Annotated in this window: 11 protein-coding genes; 5 read left to right on the top strand and 6 right to left on the bottom strand. The window is 69.7% G+C overall.

Annotation, left to right across the window (positions count from 1 at the left end; translation table 11 throughout):
• Positions 1-41: 41 nt before the first annotated feature.
• Positions 42-1,349: a lysophospholipid transporter LplT gene (gene lplT, locus BpN12_RS27180; RefSeq protein WP_246795295.1), complete on the top strand. Its 1,308-nt coding sequence runs from the start codon at positions 42-44 to the stop codon at positions 1,347-1,349.
• Between the two features lie 145 nt (positions 1,350-1,494).
• Positions 1,495-2,304: a bifunctional hydroxymethylpyrimidine kinase/phosphomethylpyrimidine kinase gene (gene thiD / locus BpN12_RS27185; protein WP_246795296.1), complete on the top strand. Its 810-nt coding sequence runs from the start codon at positions 1,495-1,497 to the stop codon at positions 2,302-2,304.
• Between the two features lie 218 nt (positions 2,305-2,522).
• On the opposite strand, the gene BpN12_RS27190 is transcribed toward thiD, so the two are convergent.
• Genes BpN12_RS27190 through tsaB form a run of 4 tightly spaced genes read right to left on the bottom strand, consistent with a single transcriptional unit; the run spans position 2,523 to position 5,947 of the window.
• Positions 2,523-3,482 carry a DUF1853 family protein gene (locus BpN12_RS27190; RefSeq protein ID WP_246795297.1) on the bottom strand — a complete coding sequence of 320 codons (960 nt, stop codon included), beginning with the start codon at positions 3,480-3,482 and terminating at the stop codon, positions 2,523-2,525.
• Positions 3,479-4,645, bottom strand: a complete 1,167-nt coding sequence (locus tag BpN12_RS27195; protein ID WP_246795298.1) for a uracil-DNA glycosylase — start codon at positions 4,643-4,645, stop codon at positions 3,479-3,481. Before BpN12_RS27195 ends, BpN12_RS27190 begins: the two co-directional genes overlap by 4 nt.
• Positions 4,632-5,129: a ribosomal protein S18-alanine N-acetyltransferase gene (gene rimI, locus BpN12_RS27200; protein WP_246795299.1), complete on the bottom strand. Its 498-nt coding sequence runs from the start codon at positions 5,127-5,129 to the stop codon at positions 4,632-4,634. Before rimI ends, BpN12_RS27195 begins: the two co-directional genes overlap by 14 nt.
• A complete protein-coding gene (tsaB, locus tag BpN12_RS27205) occupies positions 5,126-5,947 on the bottom strand; it encodes a tRNA (adenosine(37)-N6)-threonylcarbamoyltransferase complex dimerization subunit type 1 TsaB (RefSeq protein ID WP_246795300.1) in 822 nt (273 codons plus the stop codon). Before tsaB ends, rimI begins: the two co-directional genes overlap by 4 nt.
• 144 nt (positions 5,948-6,091) lie before the next feature.
• Here tsaB and BpN12_RS27210 point away from each other — a divergent pair, with 144 nt between their 5' ends.
• The 3 genes from BpN12_RS27210 (at position 6,092) to aceA (ending at position 10,123) form a co-directional block, all read left to right on the top strand.
• Positions 6,092-6,361 (top strand): acyl-CoA-binding protein, encoded by a 270-nt coding sequence (locus BpN12_RS27210; RefSeq protein ID WP_246795301.1) that lies wholly within the window; start codon positions 6,092-6,094, stop codon positions 6,359-6,361.
• 461 nt (positions 6,362-6,822) lie between these two features.
• Positions 6,823-8,409, top strand: coding sequence for a DEAD/DEAH box helicase (locus BpN12_RS27215; protein WP_246795302.1), 1,587 nt, complete (start codon positions 6,823-6,825; stop codon positions 8,407-8,409).
• A gap of 406 nt (positions 8,410-8,815) precedes the next feature.
• The gene (gene aceA / locus BpN12_RS27220; protein ID WP_246795303.1) at positions 8,816-10,123 is read left to right on the top strand and encodes an isocitrate lyase; all 1,308 of its coding nucleotides are present in this window, start codon (positions 8,816-8,818) and stop codon (positions 10,121-10,123) included.
• Positions 10,124-10,395: 272 nt separating this feature from the next.
• On the opposite strand, the gene BpN12_RS27225 is transcribed toward aceA, so the two are convergent.
• Both BpN12_RS27225 and BpN12_RS27230 read right to left on the bottom strand, forming a co-directional pair.
• A complete protein-coding gene (locus tag BpN12_RS27225) occupies positions 10,396-10,833 on the bottom strand; it encodes a universal stress protein (protein ID WP_246795304.1) in 438 nt (145 codons plus the stop codon).
• A 121-nt stretch (positions 10,834-10,954) separates the two neighbouring features.
• Positions 10,955-11,857: a LysR family transcriptional regulator gene (locus tag BpN12_RS27230; protein ID WP_246795305.1), complete on the bottom strand. Its 903-nt coding sequence runs from the start codon at positions 11,855-11,857 to the stop codon at positions 10,955-10,957.
• Positions 11,858-11,988: the final 131 nt, after the last annotated feature.

Genomic DNA, 11,988 nt, shown 5'->3' on the forward strand with positions numbered 1-11,988 from the left:
GCCCCTGCGGCCGAGCCGCAGCGAGGAAAGCATCGCTTCAGATGAAAAAAGGTTTTTACTCCATCATGGCCGCGCAGTTTTTCTCTTCGCTGGCCGACAGTGCGCTTCTCATCGCCGCCATCGCCCTGCTGAAAGATCTGCATGCGCCGAACTGGATGATTCCGCTGCTCAAGCTGTTCTTCGTCCTGTCCTACGTCGTCCTGGCCGCCTTCGTGGGCGCGTTCGCCGATTCGCGTCCGAAGGGGCGCGTGATGTTCATCACCAACTCGATCAAGGTGGTCGGCTGCCTGGTCATGCTGCTCGGCGCGCATCCGCTGATCGCCTACGGCATCGTCGGCTTCGGCGCGGCCGCCTATTCGCCGGCCAAGTACGGGATCCTCACCGAGCTGCTGCCGCCCGACCGGCTGGTGGCCGCCAACGGCTGGATCGAGGGCACCACGGTCGGCTCGATCATCCTCGGCACGGTGCTCGGCGGCGCGCTGATCAGCCCGCACCTCGCCTCGCACGTCATCAAGTACACCCCGCCCTGGGTCAACACGCCGGCCGAGGCCGCGATGCTGGTGATCATGGCGATCTACGTGGTGGCGGCGCTATTCAACCTGCGCATCCCCGACACCGGCGCGCGCTATCCGCGCCAGCAGCACGGCGTGCTGCGCCTCGTCACCGACTTCGCGGACTGTTTCGTGGTGCTGTGGCGCGACAAGCTCGGCCAGATCTCGCTGGCCGTCACCACGCTGTTCTGGGGCGCCGGCGCGACGCTGCAGTTCATCGTACTGAAGTGGGCCGAGGTCTCGCTCGGCATGTCGCTGTCCGAGGGCGCGATCCTGCAGGCCGTGGTGGCGCTCGGCGTGGCCGGCGGCGCGATGGCCGCGGCCAGCAAGATTCCGCTCAAGAAATCGCTGAAGGTGCTGCCGGTCGGCATCATGATGGGCATCGCCGTGATGCTGATGGCGTTCTATACGCGCGACCTGCTGCCGGCCAAATGGGTGCTGCACGTCTGGCACATCCGGATCCCCTGCTACCTGGTGGTCGCCTACGTGTTCCTGATGATCGTCGGCGCGCTGTCCGGCTTCTTCGTGGTGCCGATGAACGCGCTGCTGCAGCACCGCGGCCACGTGCTGCTGTCGGCCGGCCACTCGATCGCGGTGCAGAACTTCAACGAGAACCTGTCGGTGCTCGTGATGCTGTGTCTCTACGCGATGCTGGTCTGGCTCGACGTGCCGGTCGGCATCGTGATCGTGCTGTTCGGCACCTTCGTGTGCCTGACGATGTGGCTCGTGATGCGCCGCCACCTCGCCAACCAGCGGCAGTTCGATTCCGTCGCGCTGATCGGCGAATCCCGCCACTGAGGCGCGGCACCCAGCCCCGGCCGGGCGGCGAGGCCGCGCGCCGGGCCGTCCCGATCCGCCGCTGCCCGGCTCGATCGGCCCGTCCGGACCCCGTCCGGCCTTGTGCGTTTCCGATACGCCGGCCCGCGCGGCCGGCCCCTGCACGATGACCCGATCCATTCCCAATGCGCTGACCATCGCCGGCTCCGACTCGGGCGGCGGCGCCGGCATCCAGGCCGACCTGAAGGCCTTCTCCGCGCTCGGCGCCTACGGCGCGAGCGTGATCACCGCGCTGACCGCGCAGAACACGCGCGGCGTCACGGCCGTGCATGCGCCCGAGGCCGATTTCGTGCGTGCCCAGCTCGACGCCGTGTTCGACGACATCCGGATCGACGCCGTGAAGATCGGCATGCTCGCCAACGCTTCGATCGTGGCCGCGGTGGCGGCGGCGCTCGAACGGTACGCACCGCCGTTCGTCGTGCTCGACACGGTGATGATTTCAAAAAGCCGACACGCGCTGCTCGCGCCCGACGCGGTGGCCGCGCTGCGCGACACGCTGCTGCCGCGCGCGGACCTGGTCACGCCGAACCTGCCCGAGGCGGCCGCCCTGCTCGACTGCGACGAGGCGGCGAACGAGGCCGAGATGGTCGAACAGGGGCGCGCGCTCGTCGCGCGCGGCGCGCGCGCCGTGCTGATGAAGGGCGGCCATCTGGCGGGCGCCGCCGACTGCCCCGACTGGCTGATCCGCGCCGACGGCGAACTGCGCATCGGCGGCGAGCGGATCGCCGTCACGCATACGCACGGCACCGGCTGCACGCTGTCGGCCGCGATCGCGGCGCTGCGGCCGCAGCGCGCCGATCTGGCGACTGCGGTAGCCGACGCGAAACGCTATCTGGCCGAGGCAATCGCCGCGAGCACGCGGCTCGAGGTCGGACACGGCATCGGGCCGGTTCATCATTTCCATCGGTGGTGGTGAGCGGCGCGTGAGGGGGCGGGTCGGTCGACGCGGCATCTACCGGGCCGGTGGCGAACCCGGCGTCAGGCGGGATCGAGCTTTACCGCGCTGCGGCGGAGGAGCGGAATCCATGGCGGCTTGCCAGGCTCGCACCGCCGTTCCCGGCGACCTCCATCACGTCCGGTAGCCCCTCGACCGATGCCCGAGGCGGCCGCGACGGCGACGCCACCTTTACGGTCTCAACGCCCCGGCGCCGCGAACGCGAGCGCACGCGCCGGCCAGTCGTCATCGACGATGAAACCGCGCAGCGTCTCGTGCCAGGCCCCATCCTCGCCTCGCCTGACGGCCGCCACCAGCGATGGCGCCGGGCGCGCCAGCACCGCCTCGGACAGCGCCGCCGCGTCGAGCGGGTCGAGCGCATCGCCCTCGCCTTCGGAGAAGCGCCGCGGCGCGAGCCACGCGAGCCTCGGCAGCACCACCCAGCGCGTGCCGGCCGGCTGCCGAGCCACCAGATTCGGCCAGTCGCCGCACGGGATCCAGAAGCCGCGCGAATGTGCGGGATCGAGCGCGGCGGGCGCCGTCACGGCAGCGCCATCGCGATAGAACAGCCAGCCCTTCACGAGCATGCGCGCGGCCCACGGTCCGGGCTGCCCGGCGAACGCGAACTCGTCGCGCGCGCTCAGGCGCAGCTGGTGATCGACGAGCCGGCGATATTTGAGGTCGAAGCGGTCGGCGAGATTCGGGCCGACGTAGTCGCGCAGTGCGGCCGTGCCGTCCGGCGCGGCGCACAGATAGCATTTGACGGCGAGTTCCCAGTGCAAGCGCTCGCCATCGGGCGCGACCAGCAGGAAGTCGCATTCGCCGAGCGTGCGGCCGCTCACGCGCACCGGCAGGTTCGCGGCGACCAGCGTCCAGGCCGGCGCCTGCGCGGCGAAGAATTCGAGCAGCGTCTCGGCGTAGCGGCCGAGCCGGGTCGGCCGTGCCGCATCGAGGGCGGCGGCCAGCGGCGCCGGATCGGCATCGAGCGCGGCCAGCCATGCGGCGATCCGCGCCGCCTCGTCGGGGCCGCGCCAGGGGCGTGCGAGCGGCGCCTCGGCCGAGGCGGTCAGCAGGTCGGCGCTGGCCAGCAGCCAGCCGAGATCGCGCACCGCCGTGTCGCGCAGCCCGACCCACGGTACGGACTGCGCGACGGCCGTCATGCGTCCCCCGCCGGGTTCCCCTTGCCGCCGAAGGTATCGCGCGCGAGGCACAGATCGGCCCATGCCTTTGCCTTGTCGGGCAGGCTGCGCAGCAGGTAGGCCGGGTGATAGGACACCACCACCGGCACGCCCTCGTAATGGTGGATGCGGCCGCGCATCGAGGCGATGCTGCCGGAGGACTTCAGCAGCGTCTGCGCGGCGAAGCGGCCCATCGCGACGATCAGCTTCGGCTTCACGAGCTCGACCTGACGCTGCAGGTAGGGCTCGCAGCGCGCCACTTCGTCGGGCTCGGGATTGCGGTTGCCGGGCGGGCGGCACTTGATCACGTTCGCGATGTAGACGTTCTCGCCGCGCTTGAGCGACAGCGCGTGCAGCATGCTGTCGAGCAGCTTGCCGGCCTGGCCGACGAACGGCTCGCCCTGCTTGTCCTCGTTCTCGCCGGGCGCCTCGCCGATCAGCATCCAGTCGGCCTCGCGGTCGCCGACGCCGAACACGGTCTGGGTGCGCTTCTCGCAAAGCCGGCAGCGCTGGCATTCGGCGACGCGTGCCTCCAGCTCGTCCCAGCCGAGCCCGGCCACGGGCGAGCGCGCGACGGCAGGCTCCATCGGCTCGAACGCGTGGCCGGCCTCGGACACGGGCACCAGGTCGAACCACGACGGATCGTCGTCGGGCGGCATGTCGCTAGCCGAGTCGACGGGAACGGCGGTGTCGGGGCGGACCTCGTGCTCGCGGGTGGCCGGCGCCAACGCAGCGGCGCGGCCGGCGGCCGGTTCGCGTGCGGCTTGCATCGGCGCGGAATCCGCCTCGCCCGCCGCATCGAATGAGGCGGCACGCGTCCCGGCGTTCGCCGGCTTGCCGCGCGGCGGCCTGGCCTCACGCGCCACCATGCCGGCACCTGCCCGCGCGGCCGGCGGCACCGGCGCCTCGGCCACGCCGCGCCCCGCCGGCGCGACCGGCCGCGCCACGCCGGCATCCGGCATCGGCCCGGCGGCGTCCGCCGTGCTCGCGAGCGCGGCGCCCGACACCGGGCCGGCCGCGGCATGCGCCTCGCCGTCGGCCAGCGCCACCCCGCCCTCGGCCGCCGGCGCGCCGGCGGCAGCGCCACGCCGCACCCACAGCGGCCCCAGGCCCATTTCGTCGAGTGCCGAGTCAAGCCAGCTCATGCGCGCCTCCTTGCAAATTCAGCGACAGCCGCATCACGATCGCGTCCTCGCGCATCCGATGCTTCGCCGGGTAGTAGTTCTTGCGGCGGCCGATGATCTCGAAGCCGAAGCGCTCGTACAGCTCGATCGCGCGCGGGTTCGATGGCCGCACCTCGAGCAGCACGCCCACCAGCCGCTCGGCCTGCGTGAGTCGCACCGCCTCGCGCAGCAGCGCGAGCCCGCAGCCGGTGCGCTGCGCGGCGGGCGCCACGCACAGGTTCAGCAGATGCATCTCGTCGACCACCGGCATCAGCACGCAGTAGCCGATCAGCGTCCCCGTCACGTGCCGCATGCAGACGCCGAAATAGCCGTTGCGCAGCGAATCCTCGAAGTTGCCGCGCGACCACGGAAACTCGTAGGCGACCTTCTCGATCGCGACCACCTCGTCGAGGTCGGCGTCGGTCATCGGCGCGAGATAACGGTCGGTCATCAGCACGCCGCTCATCGGCCGCTCCCCTTGTCCTTCACCGTCTCCCCCGCCTTCTCGGCACCCTTCGCAAGCTCGCGCGCGGCGAGCCGCTCGGCGGTGGTCTGCGCGACCTTGTTGCGGACGTACTCGGGCGCGGCCTGGTCGGCCGGCACGGTGCGCCCGGCGCGAAACGCGCGCAGCGCGACCTGGGCGAGCGGCACGGCATGCGGCAGCGCGGCGGCATCGACGAACGCGGCGCGGGCGGCGGCCGGCAGCCGCTCACCGAACGCGGCGGCGGCGTTGCCGGCCAGCACGAACGCGGCGTCCGGCACCACCAGCGCCGCCGGCGCGTCGAGCGAGGCCGGCTGCAGCACCTGCCAGTCGGCAGCGGCGGCGTCCCATGCATAATCGGCCCAGTAGGCTTCGTCCATACGCGCGTCGAGCGCGGCGAGCACGCGCGCGGGCGGCTCGCGGCCGGCGGCGAGCGCGTTGAGCCGCGCATGCTCGGCGCAGGCGAGCAGCGTGCCGACCGGCACCACCGGCAGGTCGCGGCCGAATGCGAGCCCCTGCGCGACGCCGGTGGCGGTGCGCAGGCCGGTGAACGAGCCGGGGCCGGCGCCGAACGCGATCGCGGCGCAATCGGCGAGCGTGAAGCCGGCTTCGTCGAGCAGCTCGCGCACGGCGGGCAGCACGCGCGTGCTGGAGACGGCGCCCGTCTCGTCGTGGCGGAACCAGACGCGCGGCGCGGCGGAGGAAGAAGCGTCCGCCCCGGCGGACGCGGCAATCAGGGCGACCGAGCAGAATTCGGTCGAGGTATCGATGGCGAGGAGCACGTTTTGCGTCATGGCCGACATTGTAATGCGGCGCCTCGCCGTACCGGATCTTTCCGGCGGCCCGCGTCGCGCGCGGCGCCGGCGCGGTTTGGAAGAAACGCTCGACCCGCCCGGCGGCGGCGCTTGCTACCATCTGCCGACCTGAAAACCCCTCGGAGACACCCGATGAGCGACATCACCGCCCAGTTCAACCAAGCGCAGGAAGACGTCAAGCAACTGTCCGAGCGCCCGGGCAACCTGACGCTGCTGCGCCTCTACGCGCTCTTCAAGCAGGGCACCGAAGGCGACGCACACGGCGACAAGCCCGGCTTCGCCGACATCGTCGGCAAGTACAAGTACGACGCCTGGGCGGCCCTCAAGGGCACCCCGCAGGAAGCCGCGCAGCAGCAGTACGTCGAACTGGTCGAATCGCTGAAGAACGGCACCGCGTCGTGATCCGCCGGGCGCCGCCGCACGCGGCGCCGGTCCGAAACGGCCACCCGAAACGTGACGAAACGTATCGAACCCGCCGGCATTTCGCCGGCATTTCCGCAAAACGATGCGACAAAAAGTGGCGCGGCGCAGCAAATCCCGCTACAATGCCGTTTGCGTCACCGCACCGGCCGGCCAGCAGGCCCCACCGCCTGACGTCTAGTACGTTTCGCTCCAATCCAGTTTAGAACCTGTCCCCTCCTGCCTCTCTGGGTCTTCGCGCCCTTCAAGTATCAGGCTGGCGGCAAGCGTGACCGATAGTCGGTACGCGCCGCATCCGAAACAGCTTCTAACAGCACCCGTGAGTGAGTCCGTGTTTCCAGAACGCGGACGTCTGTCACGTTCCCGATTTGCTCGATGCATCCGTCGACTTGGGCATGCACGATTGGCGCCGACGTTTCACCCACCGTGTTTCAAGGATTGATATGACTTCGAGCCAACCCCAAAGCCCGCTCAACGCGATTGCCGACGAGGCACTCGGTTTGTCCGCCGCCGCCCCCGAGCAGCAAGCTGCTGCCGCCGAGCCGGCCAGCGACGAACCGTCCTTCGCGTCGCTCGGGCTGTCGCCGGAGATCGTCTCCGCGCTGCAGGCCGCCGGCTACGTGAAGCCGACGCCGGTGCAGCAGCGCGCGATCCCCGCCGGCATCGCGGGTCGCGACCTGCTGGTGTCGAGCCCGACCGGTTCGGGCAAGACCGCCGCGTTCATGCTGCCCGCCATCGAGCGCTTCGCCCAGCTGCAGAAGACCCTGGCCCAGCAGCCGCGCGCTCCGCGCGAGCCGCAGTCGGCCGACCGCCGCCAGCGCCGTCCGCAGCCGGTGGCGCGCCCCGGCCTGCTGGTGCTCACGCCCACCCGTGAACTCGCGATGCAGGTCACCACGGCCGCTTCGACCTACGGCAAGCACCTGCGCCGCCTGCGCACGGTCAGCATCCTCGGCGGCGTGGCCTATGGCCAGCAGCTGATGCTGCTCGCGAAGAACCCGGAAATCCTGGTCGCCACGCCGGGCCGCCTGCTCGACCACCTCGAGCGCGGCCGCATCGACCTGTCCGAACTGAAGATGCTGGTGCTCGACGAAGCCGACCGCATGCTCGACATGGGCTTCATCGACGACATCGAGACGATCGTCGCCGCCACGCCCGCGACGCGCCAGACCATGCTGTTCTCGGCCACGCTCGACGGCAAGATCGGTTCGCTGACGAGCCGCCTGCTGAAGGATCCGGAACGCATCGAGATCGTCCAGAAGCTCGAAGCGCGCACCAACATCGCGCAGACCGTGCATTACGTCGACGACCGCGATCACAAGGATCGTCTGCTCGACCATCTGCTGCGCGACGACGCGCTCGATCAGGCGATCATCTTCACCGCCACCAAGATCGACGCCGACCAGCTGGCCGGCCGTCTGGCCGACGCCGGTTTCGAATCGGCCGCGCTGCACGGCGACCTGCCGCAGGGCGCACGCAACCGCACCATCCGCGCGCTGCGCGAGCGCCGCGTGCGCGTGCTGGTGGCCACCGACGTCGCCGCGCGCGGCATCGACATCCCGGGCATCACGCACGTGTTCAACTACGACCTGCCGAAGTTCGCGGAAGACTACGTCCACCGGATCGGCCGTACCGGCCGCGCGGGCCGTTCGGGCATCGCGGTGAGCCTCGTGCATCACGCCGAACAGGGCGCGCTGAAGCGCATCGAGCGTTTCGTGCGCACCCCTCTGCCGGTCAACGTGATCGAAGGCTTCGAGCCGCGCAAGGCGCCGCCGCGTGGCGGTCCGGGCCGTGGCCGTCCGGGTGGCGGCAACGGCGGCGGCCGGCGCTTCGGCAGCGGCAGCGGCAAGCCGGGCGGCAGCCGTGAAGGCGGCTACGGCGGTGGCAACCGCGACGGTAACCGCAGCTATGGCAGCGGCAACGGCAACAGCTGGGGCAACAAGTCGGCCAGCGGCGGCGGCAATCGCGAAGGCGGCTACGGCGGCCGTCGCAGCGACGCGCCGCGCGGCCCGCGCCGCGGCTCGGCTGCCTGATCCGGCTGCCGGATCGCACAAGGATCGCCCGCCGCCGCGCGCGGCCGGCGAATCCAGCAAGAACCGGTGCTTCGGCACCGGTTTTTTTTCGTCCGCCGCCGGCATTTCACGATACGGAAAATTTTTTTGCGTCGTAAAAAATCGTGCTGCGTGGCACAAGGAAGGCGATTGCGAGATGAAAAACCACGTTTCTCATCACGAAACACGCCTCATAAGCCAATGATTTATATCGATTATTTATTTTAGAGTCCCGCCTGAAACACGCTGTCGCACTGCCCGTCGCTTCCCTAGACTCTTCTACAAGAGTTCACGAAACGCAGCGCCGGGCGCCCGGCTCCCCCACGGTTCGTGATTCGCCGATTCGCTTCATCCATCGATTCACGTTCAATCCATCAAGGAGCTCATCATGTCGCGTCAGCAACAGGCGAAGGAACTGCAACAACAGTGGGACAAGGATCCGCGCTGGAACGGCATCAAGCGCAGCTACACGGCCGACGACGTGGTCCGCCTGCGCGGCTCGCTCGCCGTCGAGCACAGCATCGCGAAGCACGGTGCCGAAAAGCTCTGGAAGCTGATCAACACCGAGCCGTTCGTCAACGCGCTCGGGGCGCTGACCGGCAACCAGGCGATGCAGCAGGTCAAGGCGGGCCTCAAGGCGATCTACCTGTCGGGCTGGCAGGTCGCCGGCGATGCCAACGTGGCCGGCGAGATGTATCCGGACCAGTCGCTGTACCCGGCCAACTCGGTGCCGCTCGTCGTCAAGCGCATCAACAACACGCTGACGCGCGCCGACCAGATCCAGTGGTCCGAGGGCAGGAACCCCGGCGACGAGGGCTACGTCGACTACTTCGCGCCGATCGTGGCCGACGCGGAAGCCGGCTTCGGCGGCGTGCTGAACGCGTTCGAGCTGATGAAGGCGATGATCGAGGCCGGCGCCTCGGGCGTGCATTTCGAGGACCAGCTCGCCTCCGTGAAGAAGTGCGGCCACATGGGCGGCAAGGTGCTGGTGCCGACCCGCGAGAACGTCGCGAAGCTGACGGCCGCGCGGCTCGCGGCCGACGTGATGGGCGTGCCGGCCGTGCTGATCGCGCGTACCGACGCCGAGGCGGCCGACCTCATCACCTCCGACATCGACGACAACGACCGGCCGTTCCTGACCGGCGAGCGCACCATCGAAGGCTTCTTCCGCACCAAGCCCGGCATCGAGCAGGCGATCTCGCGCGGCCTCGCCTACGCGCCCTACGCCGACCTCGTCTGGTGCGAGACCGGCAAGCCCGACCTCGAATACGCGAAGCGCTTCGCCGAGGCGATCCACAAGCAGTTCCCGGACAAGCTGCTCTCCTACAACTGCTCGCCGTCGTTCAACTGGAAGAAGAACCTCGACGACGCGACCATCGCGAAGTTCCAGAAGGAGCTCGGCGCGATGGGCTACAAGTTCCAGTTCATCACGCTGGCCGGCTTCCATTCGTTGAACTACTCGATGTTCAACCTCGCGCACGGCTATGCACGCAACCAGATGAGCGCGTTCGTCGAGCTGCAGCAGGCCGAGTTCGCGGCGGCCGAGAAGGGCTTCACCGCCGTCAAGCACCAGCGCGAGGTGGGCACCGGCTACTTCGACGCGGTCACGCAGACCGTCGAGCGCGAAGCGTCGACCACGGCGCTGCACGGCTCGACCGAGGACGAACAGTTCTTCGACGGCAAGAAGGTGGCCTGACGCATCGGGCAGCACGACAGGCACGGCCGCGACGCGGGAATCCGTGCGTCGCGGCCGCGGGGCTCGCCTCGGCCGGTTCGCCGGGGCGCCCTTCAGGGAGCAAAAAGAACGAGCGCGGTGACTGGCACCGCCAGCTCGCGACACAAGCCGGGCGCGCAACGCACGCGTCCGGCATTTCGGCGCCGACGGCGTCCGAAGGCCATTGAATCCACGCGCCGGCCCTGGCGCGCGGTTTTTCCCTCTCGCCGCACCAGCCACGGCGCGACACACCTTCAGCGATAGACGATCACCGGGATTTTCGTGTGCGTGAGCACGCGTTGCGTCTCGCTGCCGATCAGCAGGCTACCGAGCCCGCGCCGGCCGTGCGAGGCCATGAAGATCACGTCGCAGCCGCCGCGCTCGGCCGCCTCGATGATGCCGAGATACGGCGACGGATGCAGGCTCGTGCAGCTGTCGCAGGCCACGCCGGCGCGGCGCGCGGCATCCATGACCTCGTCGAGATGGGCGCGCGCCTCGCGTTCGCTGCGCACGCGGAAATCGGCCGGCGGCTCGATGATCGCCTCGGAGGCGAACGGCGAATAAGGGTATTGCGGCAGGCACGCGTAGGCCGTCACGCGCGCGCCCACGGTTTGGGCGAGATCGATCGCGCCGTCGATCGCCTTCTGCGAGAGTTCCGACCCGTCGGTCGGCACCAGGATGTGCTTGAACATGGCGCCCTCCCTGCCGCCGCGGCGGCGTTGCTTCGCTCGATTCTAGTGCGCGAAACGACGCATGCCGGCGCGGCAAAGGGTTCGCCCTGATATCGGAAACGCGCAAGGCCGCGCGCCGGCTTCAGCCCCAGTAATCGGGCTGATCGTAGGTGTGCTTGAGGAAATCGAGGAACAGCCGCACGCGCAGCGGCAGGTGGCGGCGCTGCGGAAACACGGCGTGGATGCCGATCGGCGGTGCGGCGAACGCGTCGAGCACGCTGACGAGGCGCCCCGCCCGGATATCCGCGCCCACCTCCCACCACGAGCGCCAGGCGAGCCCGTAGCCGTCGAGGCACCATTCGTGCAGCACCGCGCCGTCCGAGCATTCCATGGTGCCGTTGACGCGGATCGAGACGGTCCCGCCCTCGTGCTGGAAGGTCCAGCCGCGCTGCTGGTTCGCGTTCGCGGCGAGCGCGAGGCACTGGTGGCCGGCGAGATCGTCGAGCGTGGCGGGGGTGCCCGCGCGCGCGAGATAGGCCGGCGAGGCCACGCACACGCGCCGGTTCTCGCCGAGCTTCAGCGACACCAGCGACGAATCGGGCAGCTCGCCCAACCGCACCGCGCAGTCGAAACCCTCGTTGACGAGATCGACCATCCGGTCCGACAGGTCGAGCGTGATCGACACGTCGGCATGCGCGGCCGTGAACGCCGGCACGAGCGGCGCGACATGGCGGCGGCCGAAGCCCGCCGGCCCCGACACGCGCAGGTGCCCGCTCGCCTTCACACCACCGGCCGACACGCTGGCCTCGGCGTTCTGCATGTCGTTGACGATGCGCTGGCAATCCTCGAGAAACGCCGAGCCCTCGAAGGTCAGCGACAGCTTGCGCGTGGTGCGCACCAGCAGCTTCACGCCGAGCCGCTCCTCGAGCGCGTCGAGGCGGCGGCCGATGATCGCGGGGGCGACGCCCTCCGCATGTGCGGCAGCGGACAGGCTGCCTTTCAAGGCGACCGCGATGAAGGTCTCGATTTGCTTGAAGCGATCCATGACAGCAGGGCGACGCCGGCGCGCCGGTCGCCAAAAACACAATGCCGGCCAGATTAGGTTGGTGAAAGTAAAAGATCAAGTGATGTAGAACACATTTCCAGCGCCGACACATCACGAATAGAATCGCCTCA

The organism is Burkholderia perseverans (assembly GCF_022870505.1).
Classification (GTDB): domain Bacteria; phylum Pseudomonadota; class Gammaproteobacteria; order Burkholderiales; family Burkholderiaceae; genus Burkholderia; species Burkholderia plantarii.

Coding starts and splice junctions, on each gene's coding strand:
- rimI (WP_246795299.1), bottom strand. CDS start 5,129: ATGAGCGGCGTGCTGATGACCGACCGTTATCTCGCGCCGATGACCGAC.
- aceA (WP_246795303.1), top strand. CDS start 8,816: ATGTCGCGTCAGCAACAGGCGAAGGAACTGCAACAACAGTGGGACAAG.
- BpN12_RS27215 (WP_246795302.1), top strand. CDS start 6,823: ATGACTTCGAGCCAACCCCAAAGCCCGCTCAACGCGATTGCCGACGAG.
- BpN12_RS27225 (WP_246795304.1), bottom strand. CDS start 10,833: ATGTTCAAGCACATCCTGGTGCCGACCGACGGGTCGGAACTCTCGCAG.
- BpN12_RS27195 (WP_246795298.1), bottom strand. CDS start 4,645: ATGAGCTGGCTTGACTCGGCACTCGACGAAATGGGCCTGGGGCCGCTG.
- BpN12_RS27230 (WP_246795305.1), bottom strand. CDS start 11,857: ATGGATCGCTTCAAGCAAATCGAGACCTTCATCGCGGTCGCCTTGAAA.
- tsaB (WP_246795300.1), bottom strand. CDS start 5,947: ATGTCGGCCATGACGCAAAACGTGCTCCTCGCCATCGATACCTCGACC.
- BpN12_RS27210 (WP_246795301.1), top strand. CDS start 6,092: ATGAGCGACATCACCGCCCAGTTCAACCAAGCGCAGGAAGACGTCAAG.
- BpN12_RS27190 (WP_246795297.1), bottom strand. CDS start 3,482: ATGACGGCCGTCGCGCAGTCCGTACCGTGGGTCGGGCTGCGCGACACG.
- thiD (WP_246795296.1), top strand. CDS start 1,495: ATGACCCGATCCATTCCCAATGCGCTGACCATCGCCGGCTCCGACTCG.
- lplT (WP_246795295.1), top strand. CDS start 42: ATGAAAAAAGGTTTTTACTCCATCATGGCCGCGCAGTTTTTCTCTTCG.